Origin of the sequence: Flaviramulus aquimarinus (genome assembly GCF_039543205.1) — a bacterium.
Classification (GTDB): Bacteria; Bacteroidota; Bacteroidia; order Flavobacteriales; family Flavobacteriaceae; genus Flaviramulus_B; species Flaviramulus_B aquimarinus.
In genome coordinates this window covers 1,712,482-1,734,303 of the sequence record NZ_BAABJH010000001.1, presented here as the reverse complement: position 1 = coordinate 1,734,303, position 21,822 = coordinate 1,712,482, and the positions used below count along the sequence as shown (strand labels likewise).

The 21,822-nt window shown below is 33.4% G+C and carries 14 protein-coding genes and 1 tRNA gene; 11 read left to right on the top strand and 4 right to left on the bottom strand.

The features are described 5' to 3' along the window. Positions 1-54 precede the first annotated feature (54 nt). Complete coding sequence (locus ABD941_RS07940) at positions 55-1,434, top strand: sugar porter family MFS transporter (protein ID WP_345273576.1); 1,380 nt, start codon at positions 55-57, stop codon at positions 1,432-1,434. Between the two features lie 59 nt (positions 1,435-1,493). Here ABD941_RS07940 and ABD941_RS07935 read toward each other — a convergent pair whose 3' ends face one another. From ABD941_RS07935 to mce, 3 genes are all read right to left on the bottom strand, one after another. After that, the gene (locus ABD941_RS07935; protein ID WP_345273575.1) at positions 1,494-3,608 is read right to left on the bottom strand and encodes a beta-glucosidase family protein; all 2,115 of its coding nucleotides are present in this window, start codon (positions 3,606-3,608) and stop codon (positions 1,494-1,496) included. 483 nt (positions 3,609-4,091) lie between these two features. Next, positions 4,092-4,165: transfer RNA gene (locus ABD941_RS07930), tRNA-Ile, on the bottom strand. Positions 4,166-4,225: 60 nt separating this feature from the next. Continuing rightward, positions 4,226-4,630: a methylmalonyl-CoA epimerase gene (mce, locus tag ABD941_RS07925; protein ID WP_345273574.1), complete on the bottom strand. Its 405-nt coding sequence runs from the start codon at positions 4,628-4,630 to the stop codon at positions 4,226-4,228. A 151-nt stretch (positions 4,631-4,781) separates the two neighbouring features. On the opposite strand from mce, the gene rbfA reads away from it, so the two are divergent. Together rbfA and ABD941_RS07915 are read left to right on the top strand one after the other, a co-directional pair. After that, positions 4,782-5,186, top strand: coding sequence for a 30S ribosome-binding factor RbfA (gene rbfA, locus ABD941_RS07920; protein WP_345273573.1), 405 nt, complete (start codon positions 4,782-4,784; stop codon positions 5,184-5,186). 1 nt (position 5,187) lies between these two features. Beyond that, entirely contained in the window at positions 5,188-6,393 is a 1,206-nt protein-coding gene (locus ABD941_RS07915) for an ABC transporter permease (RefSeq protein ID WP_345273572.1), read from the top strand. A gap of 1 nt (position 6,394) precedes the next feature. Here the strand turns inward: ABD941_RS07915 and dusB are convergent, their stop codons facing one another. Continuing rightward, the gene (gene dusB, locus ABD941_RS07910; protein ID WP_345273571.1) at positions 6,395-7,390 is read right to left on the bottom strand and encodes a tRNA dihydrouridine synthase DusB; all 996 of its coding nucleotides are present in this window, start codon (positions 7,388-7,390) and stop codon (positions 6,395-6,397) included. A gap of 150 nt (positions 7,391-7,540) precedes the next feature. Here dusB and lepA point away from each other — a divergent pair, with 150 nt between their 5' ends. From lepA to glgB, 8 genes are all read left to right on the top strand, one after another. Beyond that, positions 7,541-9,337, top strand: a complete 1,797-nt coding sequence (gene lepA / locus ABD941_RS07905) for a translation elongation factor 4 (RefSeq protein WP_345273570.1) — start codon at positions 7,541-7,543, stop codon at positions 9,335-9,337. Positions 9,338-9,483: 146 nt separating this feature from the next. Next, complete coding sequence (locus ABD941_RS07900; protein WP_345273569.1) at positions 9,484-10,119, top strand: response regulator; 636 nt, start codon at positions 9,484-9,486, stop codon at positions 10,117-10,119. Beyond that, positions 10,097-11,950 carry a sensor histidine kinase gene (locus tag ABD941_RS07895; protein WP_345273568.1) on the top strand — a complete coding sequence of 618 codons (1,854 nt, stop codon included), beginning with the start codon at positions 10,097-10,099 and terminating at the stop codon, positions 11,948-11,950. The genes ABD941_RS07900 and ABD941_RS07895 overlap by 23 nt, the downstream gene beginning before the upstream one ends. Before the next feature lie 79 nt (positions 11,951-12,029). Further along, a complete protein-coding gene (locus tag ABD941_RS07890) occupies positions 12,030-14,438 on the top strand; it encodes a T9SS type A sorting domain-containing protein (RefSeq protein WP_345273567.1) in 2,409 nt (802 codons plus the stop codon). Positions 14,439-15,048: 610 nt separating this feature from the next. Then, complete coding sequence (gene glgA / locus ABD941_RS07885) at positions 15,049-16,251, top strand: glycogen synthase (protein ID WP_345273566.1); 1,203 nt, start codon at positions 15,049-15,051, stop codon at positions 16,249-16,251. Between the two features lie 24 nt (positions 16,252-16,275). Then, positions 16,276-17,541, top strand: a complete 1,266-nt coding sequence (locus ABD941_RS07880) for a glucose-1-phosphate adenylyltransferase (protein WP_345273565.1) — start codon at positions 16,276-16,278, stop codon at positions 17,539-17,541. Positions 17,542-17,656: 115 nt separating this feature from the next. Further along, positions 17,657-19,597 (top strand): alpha-1,4-glucan--maltose-1-phosphate maltosyltransferase, encoded by a 1,941-nt coding sequence (locus tag ABD941_RS07875; protein WP_345273564.1) that lies wholly within the window; start codon positions 17,657-17,659, stop codon positions 19,595-19,597. A 39-nt stretch (positions 19,598-19,636) separates the two neighbouring features. After that, entirely contained in the window at positions 19,637-21,544 is a 1,908-nt protein-coding gene (glgB, locus tag ABD941_RS07870) for a 1,4-alpha-glucan branching protein GlgB (protein ID WP_345273563.1), read from the top strand. The last annotated feature ends 278 nt before the right edge of the window (positions 21,545-21,822 follow it).

Genomic DNA, 21,822 nt, shown 5'->3' with positions numbered 1-21,822 from the left:
TTATATTAACTAAAGAACCAAGAAAAACCACTCAACTAACAAATAACCAATACAATGAACAAGCAAACATTTTTAATACTAATAACATCAATTACTGCATTAGGCGGATTACTCTTTGGGTATGACACAGGGGTTATAAACGGCGCTCAATTTTACCTTACTAAATATTTTCAATTAGATGCTGGTTTACAAGGCTGGGTAGTAGGTAGTGCCTTATTAGGCTGTTTAGTGGGTGCTATTGTTGCTGGACCGTTAAGTATAAAAATAGGCAGAAAAAGTTCACTTATAATTTCTGCAATATTGTTTAGTCTTTCTGCATGGGGCTCTGGGCTTCCTGGGTTTATGCCAGAATCTGTATCTCTTCTTGTTGTATTTAGAATAATTGGTGGATTGGGGATTGGTATTGCATCTATGAATGCGCCTATGTATATTGCTGAAATTGCACCTGCTGAAAGGCGTGGTAAATTAGTAACCTTCTATCAATTAGCAATTGTTGTTGGCTTTTTTGTTGTGTTTCTTGTAACTTATTTTATAGGAAACCGTTTAACAGAGGCTCAAAATTTAGAGTTTGGGTGGCGTCAAATGTTTTGGTCAGAATTAATACCAAGTGGATTGTTCTTAGGGGCCTTATTCTTAGTTCCTAAAAGCCCTCGATGGCTTTCGTTAAAAGGAAGAGATGAAGAAGCTTTAGCCATTTTAACAAAAATTCACGGCGAAGATAAAGCAATAAAAGAAAGTGAAGAGATAAAAAAATCATTAAAAAAAGAAACAAAAGGCGAAAAAATCAACTACTTCTCTAAAGGAATTTTTGTAATTATACTAATAGGATCCGTCTTTTCTATATTACAACAATTTACAGGGATAAATGCTGTATTATATTATGGTGCCGATATTTTTGAGAAAGCCCTTGGTTTTGGTAAAGAAGATGTTTTAAAACAACAAGTATTATTAGCATTTGTAAATTTAATTTTTACGTTTGTAGCTATGGCTACTGTAGACAAATTTGGAAGAAAGCCCTTAGTTTATATTGGAGCTACAGGCATGTTATTAGGCTTTTTACTTCTAGGAATTAGCATACAACAACAGGCTATTGGTTTCATATCTTTACTTGGCGTATTAATATTTATTGGTTCATTTGCTTTATCCATGGGGCCGGTGGTTTGGGTTGTTTTATCTGAAATGTTTCCAAATAAAATTAGAAGTGTAGCTATGTCTGTTGCAGTAGCTGTACAATGGGCTGGTAATTACTTGGTATCGCAATCTTTTCCAATGGTAACAGCGAGTGATATTAATAATAATGGTTTTTGGAATGGATCATTACCATACTTTATTTTTAGTGCTTTTATCCTTCTTATAATCGTATTTACATATAAATTTATTCCAGAAACAAAAGGAAAATCTCTTGAGGAAATAGAGGCTATTTGGGAAAAATAAATTTAACCTAGAACACGATTTTTTAAATAATTAACTCTTAAATAAGGTTTAATTAGACCTTATTTAAGAGTTATTATTATTGTTTTAGAAATGTTATTTGAAGCATTTCCAACATGTATTATATAATCGCCTTTTTCTAAATTCCAATCAGAAATACTTTCGTCATAAAATGCTAATGTATTTGCTGGAATGTTAATGTTGACTATTGAATCTTCTCCTGATTTTAATTTTACTTTTTGAAATCCTTTAAGCTCCTTTAAGGCGCGTTTAACCATTGAATTTGGTTTTCCAACATAAACCTGAACAACCTCAGCACCATCTTTAGCTCCAGTATTAGTTACCAAGCAAGATATATTTATAGTACTATCTGACGTATATACTGCTTTATCTGTTTTAATATCAGATAGACTAAAAGATGTATATGAAAGACCATAACCAAAAGCATACAATGGTTTTATCTTTTTAGTATCGTGCCATCTGTAGCCTACTAAAATATCTTCTTTATACTGTTGGGTCATGTCTACACCCGGATAAGATGTTTCGCCAAAAAAATGGGCGCCATTATCTTCTAGCTTTGCTGGGAATGTAAACGGTAATTTTCCGGAAGGGTTTACATCGCCACTAATAACATCGGCTATGGCATGTCCAGACATACTCCCTAGGTACCAAGTTTCGACTAATGCATCTACTTTGTCCAGCCAAGGCATTTCAACAGCGTTACCTGTTAGTAATACAAAGCCAATATTTTTATTGACTTTGTAAATGGCATTCAATAAATCTTCTTGTCCAAAAGGCAAACCATAATCGACCCTGTCATCACCTTCACAATCTTGCAAATGGCTTTTGTTTAAACCACCAACAAATAATACAATATCTGCTTTTTTAGCCGTTTCTATGGCTGCTATCCTTAAAGAATCCTGATCCATTGTTGGAGGTAAAACTTTGTCGTATACAGAAGCTCCCGTTTCATAACCCATAGCATGTAAAATGGTAGCATTTTTATAACGCGCTTTTATGCCTTCTAAAGGTGATATTTCAAACTTTGGTTTTAACTCAGAAGAGCCGCCTCCTGCTGTCATTGATCTTGTAGCGTTTTCCCCAATAACAGCAATAGTTAAATTTTTGTCATCTTTAATAGGAAAAAAGTTGTTTTCGTTTTTTAATAAAACAATGCCTTCTGTGGCTACCTGTCTTGCAACATCATGATGTGCTTTCGTATTTGCATTACCAAGTGAACGGTTAGAACTCATATTGGTTCTAAACATTAAGCGTAATATTCTAGTAACTTTATCATCAACTACAGACTCCGCTATTTCGCCCTTTTTAAGGCTTTCTAAAAATGGGGTGGCTAAATGATATAGCGAGTAAAAATCTCTAGTGGTTGTACCTAATCCATCTGTACCTGTTCCCATTTCTATGTCCAAACCATAGTGTGCCGATTCATAAGTACTATGTGCTGAACTCCAATCGCTAATAACAACACCTTTATAATTCCAATCTTGTTTTAAGATTTTTGCAGTTAATAATTTATGATGCGTGGTATACTGTCCTCGAAACTTATTGTATGCTCCCATGATAGCCCAAACACCAGCATCTTGAACGGAAGCTTTAAAGGCCGGTAAATAAATTTCGTGCAATGCTCTATTACTTACTTCTACATTTATTCTATCTCTCCAATGTTCCTGATTATTCAATGCATAATGCTTTACGCAAGCCGCTACACCATTTTTTTGAACACCTTTAATGTAAGGGACAACCATTGTAGATGCTAGAAAAGGGTCTTCGCCCATATATTCAAAATTACGTCCATTTAAAGGGGTTCTATAAATATTAACTCCTGGACCTAATAGGACATCTTTTTTTCTATATCTGGCTTCTTCGCCTAAGCTAAAACCATAGTCGCCTGACAGCTCAGGATTAAAGGAAGCTGCTAAGCACGTTAATGCCGGAAATGCTGTTATAGAATCGTTAGTCCAACCTGCATATGCCCAATCGTCCCAACTTATTTCGGCCCTTACTCCGTGAGGGCCATCGGCCATCCAAATTTCAGGAATGCCTAAACGTTCTACCCCTTTTGTACTAAACTTTGACTGTGCATGGCACATGGCTACTTTTTCTTCAAGCGTTAATTTTTTGAGTATCTCTTTAATTTTTACCTCTGTATCCTCAGACATAGAATTTTGTATTAATTTATTGCTGTTTAAAGTTTGAGTATCTGATTGACCATAAATCGATATGTGAATTAAAAATATGTATATAAATAAAACAGATAATCGGTTGCTGGACTTAAAAGTGGTTTTCATAAAAACGGATAACTTAATGAGTTAAAATGAAAGCAATAGGTTATTTGAGTTTCCATAACTTTCAATAAAATACTTAAAGTTAAATGTTTTCGACAAAACGAATACAGTAAACACTAAAATATTTATTGTGTTAGTAGTGTTTTAGAAGAAATGATTAACACTTATTGGGTTTTCTTATTATCCATAGATGTATTTTGCGTCTGTTTTAAACTAATAACTAAAAAGCCTCATGTTTTCCTGAGGCTTTACAATCTCTATGTCCAATCTCATCTAAATTCAATTTAACTGCGCTCCTTATAACCTTCCAGAATATTTTTAAACAAAAAACCCTTCTAAAAAGAAGGGTTTTAAGGGTGGTCCCACCTGGGCTCGAACCAGGGACTTTCTGATTATGAGTCAGATACTCTAACCAACTGAGTTATAGGACCGAAATTGGAGTGCAATATTACTACTATTTTTATTTCTTAGCAAGAAAGACATGTGAAATTTTAATCCTTTATCTCTTGGCACAACTCAATTAAAACACCATTTGAAGATTTAGGATGTAAAAAAGCCACTAACTTATTATCTGCACCTCTTTTTGGGGTTTCATTTAACACTTTAAAACCTTCTTTTTTAAGGCGTTTTATTTCTGCTTCTATATCATCAACATCAAAAGCGATATGATGGATGCCTTCGCCTTTCTTTTCAATGAATTTTGCAATAGGACTATCTACTTTTGTCGCTTCTAAAAGTTCAATTTTATTCTCACCCACTTTAAAAAATGATGTGCTTACGCCTTCACGCTCAACAGCTTCTACTTTATAATGATGTTCTCCAAATAGTTTGGCGAACAATTCATTAGAGTCCTTTAAACTCTTAACCGCAATACCTATGTGTTCAATTTTATTCATTGGAAAGTATATTTTTTATTTCTGTGTAGACAGAAATCTCTAATTTTTAACTCAAATTCCATATCAAGATATGAAAATAGCACCCCAAAAGTAACATAATCTTTAAATATCCGTTATTTTTGCATTCTAAACCTTTAATAGGTATTAACAAATGAGCAGCACAGAGGAAAGTCAAAGACAAAAAAAAATAGGATCCGTTTTACAACACGATTTAGTAGAAGTACTTCAAGGTGCCGCTACACAAGGTGGTATGCGTGGTGTTATAATATCAGTATCTAAAGTAAAGGTTACTGCAGATTTGGGTGTTGCAAAAGTCTATTTAAGTATTTTCCCTAATGAGAAGGGCCTTGAACTTCTTGAAGGCATAAAATCCAACACGCCTTTAATTAGACATGAGTTAGCACAACGCACCAAACATCAATTAAGACGTATGCCTAATTTAGAGTTTTTTATAGACGATTCTTTGGAATATATTGACCAGATAGAAAAATCGCTCAAAGGCAAAGAAAACCCTATTAAAGATCCAAGTATTTTAGATAAAAGAAAAAAATCCTAGATTGAGTTTCCAACTTTATATAGCAAAACGTTATTTACGCTCTAAAAGCACTAACAATGCTATTAATTTTATAACTTATATTGCTGTTATTGGTATTGTTTTAGGGGCTGCTTCATTATTTATTGTACTTTCTGGTTTTGCTGGTTTAAAGGATTTTACACTTCAGTTTTCAAATGAAATAGATCCCGATTTAAAGGCTGAGGCCACTATAGGTAAATCCTTTGTTTTAACTAAAAATGACATTAGTAAACTTAATGGTTTAGAAGATGTAGCAGTCTATTCTAAAGTTATTGAAGAACGTGTTTTTATTTCGTCTCAAGACAAAAATACTCTTGCAACAATAAAAGGTGTCGATGCTCATTTTCAAAATGTAGTGAATATTGATTCTGTTATAGATTATGGAAGTTGGCTTGACCAAAAATCAAATCAGATTGTAGCCGGTTGGGGCATTTCAAATAACTTATCGTTTGGTGTTTTAGATTATACAAAAGCCATAAAAATATATGTTCCAAAACCAGGAAAAGGGCAAATAACATCAACAAAAAATGCATTTAATACGGTTAACGCGGTTAATGTTGGTGTGTTTTATATTAATGAAAGCCTAAACGATACTTATATTTTTGCTCCTATAGATTTAGCAAAAAACCTTTTAAATTATAGTCCTAATCAAGTGTCTTCCGTAGAATTTAAACTTAAAGAAGGTGTTGATGAAGATATAGCAAAATTAAACATTCAAGCTATTTTGGGCGATAAGGTCGTTTTAAAAAACAGAGAGCAATTAAATGACGCCCTCTACAAAATGCTAAACACCGAAAATTTAGCTGTATACTTAATTTTTACGCTTGTTTTAATCATTGCTTTTTTTAATGTAATTGGCTCATTAATCATGATGATACTTGATAAAAAACAAAGTTTAAGCACACTTTTTAACATTGGGGCTACCGTAAAAGACATTCGGAAAATTTTCTTTTACCAAGGTAGCTTAATGAGTATTATTGGCGGTCTTATAGGTTTAGGCGTTGCGCTTATAATTACTGGGCTTCAAAAAGCGTTTCATTTGGTTATGATAACACCATCACTCGCCTACCCTGTAACGATTAAGCTTGAAAACTTATTTATTGTGTTTTTAACTATTTCTGTTTTAGGGATCATTGCTTCAAAAATAGCAGCGGTAAGAATTACAAAAAACTTGGTACAGAATTATTAATTTACTCTGTAAACTGATGCCCTGAAAACTTCTCTAAAACCTCATCAAAAGCAGCAAAAACATCTTCGGAATGATCAGAAGTCACCATTTTCATGCGGTATTCTTTAAAATGTGGAATCCCTTTAAAATAGTTGGTGTAATGGCGACGGGTTTCAAAAACACCTAAAATTTCACCTTTCCAATCAATGGACATTTGTAAGTGACGACGAGCGGCTTCCACACGTTCTTCTAATGAAATTGGTGCTAAATGTTTACCTGTTTCAAAAAAATGTTTTACTTGTTTAAAAAACCAAGGGTTTCCAATACTGGCTCGACCAATCATAGCACCATCTAACCCATAATCATCACGCATTTCCATAGCGCGTTCGGGGCTCGTTATATCGCCATTTCCAAACACAGGAATATGCATTCTAGGATTGTTTTTAACTTGAGCAATGGGTTTCCAATCCGCATCGCCTTTATACATTTGTGCCCGCGTTCTACCATGAATAGCAATAGCTTTGCAGCCTACGTCTTGTAAGCGTTCGGCAACCTCAACAATCCTAATAGAATCGTGGTCCCAACCCAAACGGGTTTTTACGGTAATAGGAATATTGGTGCGTTTTACCATTTCGGCAGTAAGTTGCTCCATAAGGCATATATCCTTTAAAATACCTGCTCCCGCACCTTTACTCACTACTTTTTTTACGGGACAACCAAAGTTAATATCGATAATATCGGGTTTTGATTCCGAAACAATATCAATGGTTTGCAACATACTATCCAAATTGGCACCAAATATTTGAATACCTACAGGTCGTTCCTTTTCATAAATATCTAGCTTCATAACGCTTTTTGCAGCATTACGAATTAAACCTTCGCTAGATACAAACTCGGTATACACCACATCGGCTCCTTGTTCCTTGCATAAGGCACGAAACGGCGGGTCGCTAACATCTTCCATGGGCGCTAAAAGCAATGGAAAATCTGGAAGTTCTATGTTGTCTATTTTTACCAAGTCTATTTATTTTGGCGCAAAATTACACCTTTTTGTTTAATACACCATTTTTGGTTTGCTATGTTGATCTTGTTTAGATGTAAAAACCTAATAGGTCTGAACAAAAATCAACTATATTTGCAAAATCTTTTTTGATGAAGATTGTTGACTATGAAGAATATTAGAAATTTTTGCATTATTGCACATATAGACCACGGTAAAAGCACCCTTGCGGACCGTTTATTGGATTTTACAGGATCTGTAACGGCTAGAGAACAACAGGCCCAACTATTGGATAGTATGGATTTGGAGCGTGAACGTGGTATTACCATCAAATCGCACGCCATACAAATGGACTATGAGCTTAATGGCGAAAAGTATATTCTAAATTTAATTGACACACCAGGTCACGTAGATTTCTCATACGAAGTATCGCGTTCCATTGCTGCTTGCGAAGGTGCTTTACTTATTGTTGATGCGGCACAAAGCATACAGGCACAAACCATTTCTAATTTATATTTGGCTTTAGAAAATGATTTAGAAATTATTCCTGTTCTTAACAAAGTGGATTTACCAAGTGCTAATCCAGAAGAAGTTACTGATGATATTGTTGATTTATTAGGTTGTGATGCAGAAGAAGTGATTCACGCCAGTGGAAAAACAGGTTTTGGGGTCGATAATATTTTAGAAGCTATTATTGATCGTGTTCCTGCACCTAAAGGCGACCCAAATGCACCATTACAAGCCTTAATTTTCGATTCGGTTTACAATACATTTAGAGGTATTGAAACCTATTTTAGAGTCTTTAATGGTGAAATTAAAAAAGGGCAACATATAAAATTTGTTGCTACAGATAAAGACTATTATGCTGATGAAGTTGGAACTTTAAAACTCAATCAAGTAGCAAAGCAAAGTGTAAAAACCGGGGATGTTGGCTACCTAATTACCGGTATAAAAACGGCTAAAGAAGTAAAAGTAGGTGATACTATTACCGATTTTGCAAATCCAACTACTAATATTGTTGAAGGGTTTGAAGACGTAAAACCTATGGTATTTGCTGGTATTTACCCTGTAGATACTGAAGATTACGAAGAACTTCGTAGCTCTATGGAAAAATTACAGCTAAACGATGCATCACTTGTGTTTGTTCCTGAAAGTTCAGCAGCATTAGGTTTTGGTTTCCGTTGCGGATTCTTAGGGATGCTTCATATGGAAATTATTCAAGAACGTCTAGAACGTGAGTTTGATATGACCGTTATTACGACCGTTCCAAACGTATCATATCACGCCTATACCAATAAAAACCCTGAAGAAGCTTTTATCGTAAATAACCCATCGGATTTACCAGAGCCTTCTACCGTAAACCGTGTTGAGGAACCTTATATTAAAGCAACCATTATTACCAAAGCCGATTTTGTTGGAAATGTAATGTCGCTTTGTATAGAAAAGCGAGGGATTATTACCAATCAAACCTATTTAACTACAGAACGTGTAGAATTGACTTTTGAAATGCCTTTGGCAGAAATTGTTTTTGATTTTTATGATCGTTTAAAAACCGTTTCAAAAGGCTATGCGTCTTTCGATTATCACCCGATAGGTATGAAAGTTTCAAAACTGGTGCGTTTAGATATTTTATTAAATGCACAAACTGTTGATGCCCTTTCAGCTTTGATTCATGCCGATAATGCACATCATATTGGTAAAAAAATGTGTGAGAAGTTAAAAGAACTTATTCCGCGTCAACAATTCGATATTCCAGTACAAGCCGCTATTGGGGCTAAAATTGTGTCCAGAGAAACTATAAAAGCTTTACGTAAGGATGTAACAGCCAAATGTTATGGTGGTGATATTTCTCGTAAGCGTAAACTTCTTGAAAAACAGAAAAAAGGTAAAAAACGTATGCGTCAAGTCGGTAATGTAGAAATACCGCAGCAAGCGTTTATGGCGGTATTGAAGCTGAATGATTAATAAATTCTTTTTTAAAAAAACCTTTTGGCTAAATTGAAAAAAAAGAAACTTTAAAATAACATAAAGCTAATTTATTTTATTCCATTTATACGATTCCTGCATTCGCAGGAATTTTTTTAGTATCTTTCTTCATGTAGATTGCTTACATGGAAATCCAGCCAAAAAAAATCCTTATCTGCGAAGACCATCAAATAGTTATTGATGGCTTGCTTTCTATATTCAAAAATCAACCCGATTATAAGATTATTGGTTATGTTGTAAATGGTGATAATGTTTTACCTACTGTTAAACTTAATCGCCCAGATGTCCTCCTCTTAGACTTAAACCTTCCTAATAAAAATGGTGTTGATATACTAAAGGATATAAAACTTTTATTCCCAGAAATAAAGGTTATCATTCTTACCATGTACAATAAAGAAAGTATCATTAAAAAAATAAAGCAGTTTCATGCCAATGGATTTTTGCTTAAAAATTGCTCTTCTGATGATTTACTCAATGCACTCGATGCTGTTTTTAAAAGCAATACATTTTATACTGGCAAAGGTGTAAAAACCAATGTTACTGAAATAGATGGGTTTCTTGAAAAAATAAAAATTACACGTCGGGAAAAAGAAATTATTTTAGAGCTCGTACAAGGGTATAACGTACCGCAAATAGCCAAAAAACTTTTTATTAGCGCTCATACCGTTGAAACCCATAAAAAAAATATTTTTAAAAAACTTGATATTCATAACAGCATAGACCTTGTAAAACTTGTAAATGAAAACAAATTACTCTCATAACTGTTTGATTTTTTTTCTGCTTTTATATTTTGGGTTTATACAAAATGTCAAAGCACAAGTTGATACGCTATTTATAAACGAATCTTTTATTAGTACAGATTTAAACAAGATTTCTAATCGTTTTAGCACCAATAATCCTATTAATATTTCTGAGGCTTATAAAAAAAGTTATTCCAATAAAAACAACAGCAATACGTTTGCTTTTTTTAACATTAATGAAGATTTAGGGTTTTTAACTTTTACAATCCATAACAAAACAGAAAAACCACAAAACTTGGTCATCGAAATTTATAATGCATTAATAAATGAAATTAGTTTATACGAGAAAACAACCAACAGTTTTGAACTTATCAATACTTCAGGAACAGATTTTCCTTTTAGATCGCGCTTAAAAAACGACAGGAATTTTCTATACCCCATAACATTAAGTTCTTTAGTCTCAAAATCTTATATTTTTCAATTTAAAAAAAACAAAATATCTATTGTGGTGCCTGCCAAAATTTGGACAGCACAAGCTTTTCAAAAACAAAATAAACAACAGTATCTGTTTATTGGCATGTATTATGGGCTTTGTCTTATTTCTATCATTATAAGCCTGTATATTTATTATATCCTTCGCAAAAAACTATATATACTTTATGCAACATATATTGTTTTTTTAGGACTCTATTTGTTTTCGTACTTAGGCTTATACTTTCAATTTTTTAGCTCTAATACAGAGCATTACAACAAATATATTCATGTGTTTTTTACCGTAGGTTCTATGGTTTTATTTGTTTTGTTTTCGATAAAAGTTTTAAATGCTAAAACTATAGCACATAACTTAGTCAAGTTTTTATATGTATTTTTAGGTCTTACCATTAGTATTCGATTTGCAGAATTTTACCTCCCTCAATCTATTTTTAGCATTGTAAAACCATTCATTATTAAGTTTTGGTATGTGTCCTTTTTAATAATAAATAGTATATTAATTTTGCTTATTATTAAATCCTATACCTATCAAAAAAAAATAACCTTGCTTTACACTATGGCCTATTCTTTTTTAGGTATTGGTACCATTTTAACAATTATTAATTTAAGTACAGGACATGTTAATGCTTTTGCTTTTGGACTTCCAATAATTTTTTACGCTTCTTTTTTAGAAATTGTATTCTTAACATTTACGATTATTTTGATGGTAAAAGGAATCTATGATGAACGTAATATACTTTCAAAAAAAATAGTCGTTCAAGAAAAGAAAAACTTAACCGCTTTTATAAAAGGAGAAGACCAAGAGCGCAAGCGTATCAGTAAAGAACTGCATGATAATATTGGTAGCCAATTAAGCTATTTAAAACGTTTTGTTTCTGATGCCTTTAATAATGAGGAAGTAACTAAAGCTATTGATACCATTTGTAATGATGTTAGAAACTTATCGCATGAAATATCACCCTCGGACCTTAAAATAGTTGGTTTTGAAAGTGCTGTTGAAGATTTATCGCAAAACATATCTGCCCAAACGACCCTAAATGTAAATTTTAATAGCTATCAATTTCCTGAAAGTTTAGATGATGAGATCGCAACACAACTTTACAGGGTGGTACAAGAAGCCTTTAATAACATTTTAAAACACGCCAAAGCAAAACAAGTTGATGTACAATTAATGGGGCATAATTGCGAAATCACTATTAGTATTGAAGATGATGGCAAAGGTTTTAATACTTCTAATGAAATAGGTGGCCTTGGGTTAAAAAACATGCACTCTAGAATCTATCAAATTGGTGGTACCTTATCAATCGATTCGCAAATTAGTAAAGGGACTTCCGTTCTAATAACACTACCAGTGAGATAAAAATCTACCTGAACTCTGGTATTGCGTCATAGTAAATACATGATGTAGCTTTACTACAATCAATTTAAAACACTATATCATGAAAACAAAACTATTCTATTTAGTTATTGTCATAAGTTCTTTTAAGCTTATAGCACAAAACGATGGCTGGCATCAATACACTAAACCGCTACATGTAAACGAGATGGTAAAAGATGCCAGTGGAAATTACCATTATGCCACCAATATTGGATATCAAAAATTAGACAGTAATTTTAATACCATAGAAACAAAAAATTTAACCTCACAAAGCTCACCTATTGGTAATTGTTTTTCAGTAGCCGTTAACCCCAGCAATGAAAATGAAATTGCATTAGGTGAAAACGAACGGGTATTTATTTTTTCAAACGGGGTAGAAACGCACCAATTTGCAGTTAATGCAACAACACAATTTACTGGCCCAAGCTTATATTATAATGATAATGACGAGCTATATGTTTTTAACAAAAATGATTTTAGCACGCAAAGCTATTCCATTTTTAAAAACGGTGTGCTTACAGAAATGCCTACGCCAGGAATTGTGCCCATAGATATTGTAGAAAATAATACAGGAACAAAAATTTTTATTGCAGGATCTAATAACGGTTTATGGGAATACACAAAAGCTACAGATACTTGGGTAAACTTTACAAAAGAAAACTCAAACATGCTTAATAATTTTATTAATGATTTATTTATGGATGCTAACGATAACTTATTCGCAGGCTCTTTTGAAGGTATTAATAAAATAGAGCCAAATGGCACCATTACATCCTGCCAGCCACCAAGTTTTTCGCCTGTATTTGAGATTGATGTGCATCCATCGTCAGGTCAGATTGTTGCCAGAACCTCACAGCCCAATAGCGCCAATAATTTTGGGTTTAATATCGTTGATTTTGATACGTGTGCATGGACAAGTTTTACCAACGATGGAAACAGTTGTGTGAGTGAAAACATGTTTAAAACCGTACAATTCACTTCTACTCCTACCGATGGTAAAATTGTGGCCAGTGGCGCTATACTATCTGCCGAAAACACTTATACTTTTGACCCCGCAAACCCATCAAATTCATGCGACTATTTAGATTTTAATTATATGGGCGTTCCTTTGCGCATAGATACTAATTACACAACCGATGTTAATGTTAGAAAAACATCCGATGGAAAAATTGATATAGCGGCCTGCAATGGTAGCGAAACCATGTATTATGTTTCAATAAGCCCAGAAACATTTGATGGCACATTCCCAACGGCCGCTTCAGTGCCGCTTCCTTCAGGAAAAAGGGCTTTTTCAATATTAAGAGACAATGGTTACTTTATTCTAGATAACGATGAAGGCTTTTCGTTTATTGATGAGAATGATAATATTTCATCATTCAACCATAACATCCCAAACAACTTAACCATAATTTCAAAAAAAGTATCAGTAGCCAATTCAAATGATGGTATAATAAACATAATGTATAAAGCTTTTGATGCTGTTTTTAATTACATCATTTATAAAGCCCAGTGTAATACAAATACTAGATCTTGCTCGCAACCAGAAGAAACTTTTAAAATTGATAGAGATAAATCAAAAAACATAAGTTTTGATGCGTCAATAGACAAAGTAACCAACGAGGTCGTTGCGGTGGCTGTAAAAACCAATGCTTCTGGAGACATAAGAAAAACACAGGAAAAATGGGACAGGACAACAAATGGCACACCAGTGGTTTCTTGGGACGAAGTGCATCCTATATTCCCTATATTAGATGTGCTATTTGTTGGTGCTACTTTATTGCGCCAGGGCCTATCATTATTTGTATTAAGTGAAACTATTTTAAAAGGAAGAGCAACAAGTAAAAGTACAGGTAACCCCGTTGAACAAGACTCTAGTTTTGATGAAGATAATGATGGAAATCCAGATAAAATAAAAGCCTTATCAAAATCATCAATTACCACAGATGAAGCTAATGAAATAGTTATTGCTTTAGTAGCTGTTGCCAATAATGGTTTTAGTGTGCTTAGCCTGTTTGAAGAATATAATGGGTTAGGCAATAAAAATAGTAGTAAAGCTAAAGTGAACAATACAGTTAACGATGCTGATTTTAATGGAAGTTTACCTAATGATATCTTTATAAAAAAGTTTGAATTATTTCAATACAACACCACAGAAGCTATCATAGTCGTTTTTACAAATTATGGTTTATTAGTAAAAACAGGAATTGATATAACAGGCTTAACACTTGGTACAGATACCAATCAGCTTTCAGGTAACAAGACCTTGCTTTACCCCAATCCAACAAAAGGTATAGTTGCATTTTCAGACCATACCATTAAAAACATAAAGGTTTATGATATGAACGGTAGAAATGTACTAAATGGAGAAGGAAATACGATATCCGTTAAAACCCTATCAAAAGGCATTTATATTATAAAAGGTACAACATCTGAAAATACATTTATTGCAAAAAAATTAATAAAAAATTAAACAATGCTATTAATTAGTACTCTTTTGAGTCAACTATCAAGATATATGTTTTAAATTGATTAAATATTATCTTGAGAATGGAGGTTTCAACCTAGGTTGAAACCTCTTTATTTTTAAAACCTATAAAACAAAGTCAATCTATATTAACTAGATAAAATCCTTAAATTTAATTGCATGATTTAAATTAAAACCAGTGATTTATTGCATTTTTTTATTGATAATTTCCTTTAATTGTAAAAACACCTTTTTTTCCATAAAAATAAAATTAGCTCAAAATTGTTAACAATTATTTTGTATGTTTATAACATAGGAAACATAATTAATAGTTAAACTTGCATCAAACACTTAATAAGGCTGTGTTTAACCTAAAGTATATTTTATTTTTTCAATTTAATTGTTATTAACAATTTTTCAATTTCTAGACATCGTTTTATTTCTTTTACAATAAAGTATATTAGAAAAAACGGTTTTTATAATTTTTAAAATTAAACCCTTAAAAGAAATAATGTTTTTATAAATTGTTTTTCTTTTGATAGGGTTTTAAACACTTTATATTGAAAAACCTATATACGCATTTCGTATGACCACTTAAAAGGAATAAAAATAATAAATGAAAGCACTTTTTTATACTAGAGAATTTCCGCCTTATGTTTATGGCGGTGCAGGCGTACATGTTGAATATTTAGCCGATGAATTGGCCAAATTAATGCATGTAGATGTAAGATGCTTTGGCGATCAAGATGATAACTCTGGAAACTTAACCGTTAAAGGCTTTCCGTTTGATAACCCTGTTTTTGATGGTGCTGACGATAAATTAAAATCAGTATTTAAAACCTTAAGCACCTGTATTCAAATGAATACGGAACCTATCAATGCCGATGTGGTGCATTGCCACACATGGTATGCACAATTTGCAGGTATCGTTACAAAACTATGCTACGGTACGCCTTTGGTTATAACCACACATTCCTTAGAACCATTAAGACCTTGGAAACGTGAACAATTAGGGCGAGGGTATGATGCGTCTTCATGGGTTGAAAAAACAGCAATCGAAATGGCAGATGCTCTTATTGCAGTATCCGAAGAAACCAAAGCAGATGTCCTTAAGCATTTTGATGTTGATGAAAGTAAGGTTCACGTTATTTACAATGGTATCAACCTTCAACAATATGTAACAACTTCAGATACGGCAACTTTAGACGAATATGGTGTAGATAAAACCAAACCCTATGTTCTTTTTGTTGGTAGAATAACGCGCCAAAAAGGGATTATTCACTTAGTAAATGCTATAAAATATATAGACCCAGAAACGCAAATAATACTCTGTGCTGGCGCGCCAGACACAAAAGAGATTGGCAAAGAAATGGAAGACGCTGTTAACGACGTAAAGAAGACCAGAAATAATGTCATTTGGATTGATAAAATGCTTAGCAAAAAAGAAATCATTCAACTTTACTCACATGCCGATGTGTTTTGTTGCCCTTCAATCTATGAACCTTTTGGTATTATAAATATAGAAGCTATGGCTTGCAACACAGCAGTTGTAGCAAGTGCTGTTGGCGGAATAAAAGAAGTTGTTGTACATGGCGAAACAGGTCTTTTAATTCCTTTAGAACAACAAAAAGAAGCGCCTTTTGAACCTGTAGACTCCGATAAATTTGCAAGAGATTTAGCGGATGGCATTAATAAGGTCATTAACGATGACACCCTAAGAAAAACTATGGCAAAAAATGGCAGAAAACGTGTTGAAGATTATTTTGATTGGATTGCCATTGCCAAACAAGTAGAAGCACTATATAAATCATTACAATAAACAAGCATTAATAAAAAAACAACTATGATTAATAACAAGGTTTTATCCATAATTTTAGGAGGTGGCCAAGGTTCTAGACTTTACCCATTAACAGAAGAGCGCTCTAAACCAGCCGTGCCAATTGCGGGAAAATATAGGTTAGTAGATATTCCTATTTCAAACTGTATAAACGCTGACATTAAGCGTATGTATGTATTAACACAGTTTAATTCAGCATCGTTAAACCGTCATATAAAAGACACCTATCATTTTAGTTTTTTTAGTTCTGCTTTTGTTGATGTATTAGCGGCCGAACAAACCATACATAACAAAACATGGTTTCAAGGTACAGCAGATGCCGTGCGTCAGAGCATGCATCATTTTTTAAGACATGATTTTGAATATTTTTTAATCCTTTCTGGAGACCAACTCTATCAAATGGATTATGAATTATTGATAAATGAACACATTAAAAGTAAAGCCAAAATATCTATTGCCACTATTCCTGTCAATGCTAAAGACGCAACCTCTTTTGGGATTTTAAAATCGGATGATAAAAATGTTATTACATCCTTTATTGAAAAACCAGATTCGAGTTTGTTGTCGGAATGGTCATCAGATGTAAGTGATGATATGAAAAATGAAGGCCGACATTATTTAGCCTCCATGGGTATTTATGTGTTCAACAGAGAGCTTTTAACCGAATTAATGAAAAACCCGGATACTAACGATTTTGGAAAAGAAATTATTCCGCAAGCAATAGGGAAACACAAAACAGTAAGCTATCAATATGAAGGCTATTGGACTGATATTGGAAACATAGATTCGTTTTTTGAAGCCAATTTGGGTTTAACGGACGATATTCCGCAATTTGATTTATACGATAAACCAAAACGCATTTATACCAGAGCAAGAATGTTGCCAACCACCAAAGTTTCTGGAACAACGCTTAATAAAACCGTTATTGCAGAAGGTTGTATTGTAGGTGCCGCTAAAATTGAAAAATCAGTTATAGGCATTCGTTCCAGAATCGGAAGTGAATCTACGGTTATAAACACCTACATGATGGGGAGCGACTACTATGAATCCTTAGAAGAAATAGACAGAAATAAAATCCCAATTCTTATGGGTGTTGGCGAACGTTGCTTTATCAAAAATGCGATAATAGATAAAAATTGTCGTATAGGAGACGATGTTCGAATTAATGGTGGCAAACACCTAGAAGATACCGAAACCGACACTTATGTTATTAAAGATGGTATTGTGGTCATTAAAAAAGGATCAACCATTCCTAAAGGCTTTGTAATATAATAACCTTTTTAGGATTACGTTTTAAACAATCTTACGTTTTCGTTTGATTTTAAGCTATGCCTTTATTCATTGTATCACTTAATTTAATACTTTACACTTTTAAATTAAATTATCCATGCAAAATCAAAAAAGAGTCCTTATAGACTATGTCTCACCTCAAATAAACAACGGTGAGTTTTATATAAAGCGTGTTGTAAATGAAATAGTTCATGTTGGCGCACATATTCTAGCCGATGGACACGATGTACTCGGCGCATCCGTTTTGTACAAACATAAAAATGAAAAAAAATGGCAAGAAGTCCGAATGAACCTTGTTGTAAACAACGAATGGGAATCCGCATTTACTGTGGAAAAACAAGGATTTTACACTTATAAAATTGAAGCTTGGGTAGACTACCCTCTTAATTGGCAACATGGTATTGAACGCAAAATTGATGACAATCAACATGTAAAATCTGAGCTATTAGAAGGGGTTGACTTTCTAAAAGCAATAAAAGATAAGACCAATCAAAACGATTCGTTTTACTTAGATCACCTCATTAACATTTTTGGTAATGAAGATCATTATGAAGAGGCAATCACTGAGGCTAGAAGTGAACGGTTACATCATATTTTCACAAATCATCCAGAAAAATTATTTGCAAATACCTCAAAAACCTACCAAGTCTATGTAGATAGAAAGAAAGCACGATTTAGTACATGGTATGAGTTTTTTCCACGTTCTGCATCAGAGCACAAAGGTGTTCATGGTACATTTAAAGATTGTGAACGTTTATTGCCTAGGATATCAAAAATGGGTTTTGATACCTTATACCTCCCTCCCGTCCACCCTATAGGCGAAGTCAATAGAAAAGGAAAAAACAACACGACTGAAGCTAAAGATGGCGATGTAGGATCAACTTGGGGCATAGGCTCTCAATATGGAGGTCATAAAGACATTCATCCTGATTTAGGAACTCTTGCCGATTTTAAAGTCTTAATTCAAAAAGCAAAAGAGCAAAATATTGAAATTGCCATGGATTACGCACTTCAGGCAGCTCCAGACCACCCTTGGGTAAAAGAACACCCGTTATGGTTTAAATGGCGACCAGACGGCACAGTACAATACGCAGAAAATCCACCAAAAAAATACCAAGACATATTACCCATTTATTGGGAAAGTAAAGATTATAAGGCCCTTTGGAATGAATGCTTAGACATCTTGCTCTATTGGATAGATTGTGGCATTAATGTATTTAGAGTAGACAATCCGCATACCAAACCCTTCTATTTTTGGAATTGGATTATTGCAAATGTAAAAGCAAAACACCCCGATGTTATATTTTTAGCCGAAGCATTTACTGCTCCAAAAGTCATGCAACAATTAGCAAAACAAGGCTATACACAATCCTATACTTATTTTACGTGGCGCAATACAAAACATGAGCTTACAGAATATGTAGAAGAATTAACCAAAGGCGAATCAAGGGAATACATGCAACCCAATTTTTGGCCGAATACACCAGATATCAATCCGTTCCACTTACAAGGCGCCAACGAATCTAAACACATACAACGCTATGTTTTAGCGGCAACCTTAAGTTCTAGTATTGGGCTTTATGGCCCCGTTTATGAATATATGTTAAGTGATGCTTTGCTTGGTAAAGAAGAGTATTTGAATTCTGAAAAGTTTCAGTGCACACATTACGATTGGACTATTGAAAACAAACTGATATCCGTTATTTCAAAAATCAATCATATTCGTCATCAAAATGAAGCCCTTCAGCAAACTAATAATATTAAATTCTGCTATGTTGAAAATGATAATTTAATGGTGTTTTACAAATGGAACGATTCTAAAACCAATGAGCTTTTAATTATCATTAGCTTAGATGCTTTTAATGTTCAACAAGGTACCGTTCAACTTCCTCTGCAAGACTTAAACATTTCAGCAGGTCAAAATATCGAGGTTAAGGATTTAATAACCAACAATAGTTATAATTGGGCAAGCGAGTGGAATTTTGTGGAATTGCATCCAACATTACCATTTCATATTTTTAAAATAAATAAAAATTAGCATTTAATTGATAAACAATTATAAACACATTACACCAAAATGGCACAAGTAAAAGTTCACAGTCTATTTACCGAATTCGATATTAACCTTTTTAAGGCAGGAAAACATTTTAGACTTTATGAAAAGTTCGGTTCTCACCTTGTTACGGTTGACGGTATTGACGGCGTATATTTTGCTGTTTGGGCGCCTACAGCAAAACAAGTATCTGTAATTGGCGACTTTAATTATTGGATGGAAGGCGAGCATCAATTAAACGTTCGTTGGGACTCTAGTGGTATTTGGGAAGGCTTTATTCCTCTTATTGAAAAAGGCGCTACATATAAATATAAAATCCAAAGCAATAATAATGATATAAAAACGGAAAAGGCGGACCCTTACGCAAGGCGTTTTGAGCACAATCCTAATACCGCATCAATAGTTTGGGATGACGATTACAAGTGGAAAGATAAAACTTGGATGAAAACCCGTAAAAAAAATAACGCCATTGATGCGCCTTATTCTGTTTACGAAGTACATCTAGGATCTTGGAAAAGACATTTAGAAGAAGACCGCTTTATGTCTTATTATGAATTAGCTGATGATTTAGTAAACTACGTAAAAGACATGAACTTTACGCATGTAGAGCTTATGCCTATTATGGAGTTTCCTTACGACCCGTCTTGGGGCTATCAAATTACAGGATATTTTGCACCAACATCGCGTTTTGGGTACCCAGAAGAATTTAAATATTTAGTCGATAAATTACATCAGGCCGGTGTGGGTATTATTTTAGATTGGGTACCATCACATTTTCCAGAAGATGCACACGGATTAGGATTCTTTGATGGTTCGCATTTATATGAACATCCAGACAAACGTAAAGGCTATCACCAAGATTGGAAAAGCTTAATTTTTAATTATGAGCGTAATGAAGTCCGTTCATTTTTAATAAGTAATGCCGTTTTTTGGATGGATCAATACCATGCAGACGGTTTACGTGTTGATGCTGTAGCATCTATGTTATTCTTAGATTACTCAAGAGAAGATGGCGAATGGGAACCAAATATTTATGGAGGTAGAGAAAATCTAGCCGTTATTAGTTTCTTAAAGGAATTAAATGAAGAAATATATGCATCGTTTCCCGATGTTCAAACTATTGCAGAAGAATCTACAGCATTTCCAATGGTTTCTAAACCGACTTTTGTAGGTGGATTAGGCTTTGGCATGAAATGGATGATGGGTTGGATGCACGATACCCTTGAGTATTTTGCCAAAGACCCTATTTATAGGAAGCACCATCAAAATGATATTACCTTTAGCTTAGCTTACGCATTTACCGAAAACTTTATGTTGCCGCTATCCCACGATGAAGTCGTTTACGGTAAAAACTCCATTTTAGGTAGAATGCCAGGTGATGAATGGCAGCGTTTTGCTAATCTTAGATTACTATACGGTTATATGTTTACGCATCCAGGAACCAAACTCTTGTTTATGGGTGGCGAATTTGGACAATATAACGAATGGGATTTTCAAGAAAGTTTAGATTGGAACTTATTAGAATTTGCTCCACATAAAAACACACAAAATTACTTTAAATCACTTAATGCGATATATAAAAACACACCAGCACTTTATGAAAAAGGGTTTAGTGGCGAAGGTTTTGAATGGATAAGTTACGACGACCATGAAAACTGTGTCATTTCATATATAAGAAAAGGTTATAACCAAGATGAGAATGTTGTTGTAGTTTGTAATTTAACCCCAGCTGTTAGAAAAAAATATAAAATAGGAGTAACAGCTAAAGGAAAACTTATTGAAATATTTAATAGCGATGCTAAGGAATTTGGAGGTAGTGGTATAGCAAACAAAAAAGAAACCACTATAAAAAAAGACCCATGGAATGGTAAAGATTATTCAGCAGAAATTACCTTACCACCTTTAGCGGTAACTATTTTTAAATTTAAATAAATCTTAACATACCATTGTTTACATAATTACACTTTTCAGCTATTAGCTTTAAACTAAAGCCAATAGCTGAAAAGTTCTTTTTTTTATGATATACATTAATAATACAAATGTATTACAATTAAGCCTTTTAAATTTATTTTCTAAAATTTTAAATTTCGATTAAAGTTTAAAAAAACTGTTCATTTACAAGGCATTAAAAATTTAATAATTTTATTTACTAAATACTACATTTTATACAAAGTTTACCTCTTTTTTTTGATAAAAAGAAACATGTGAGA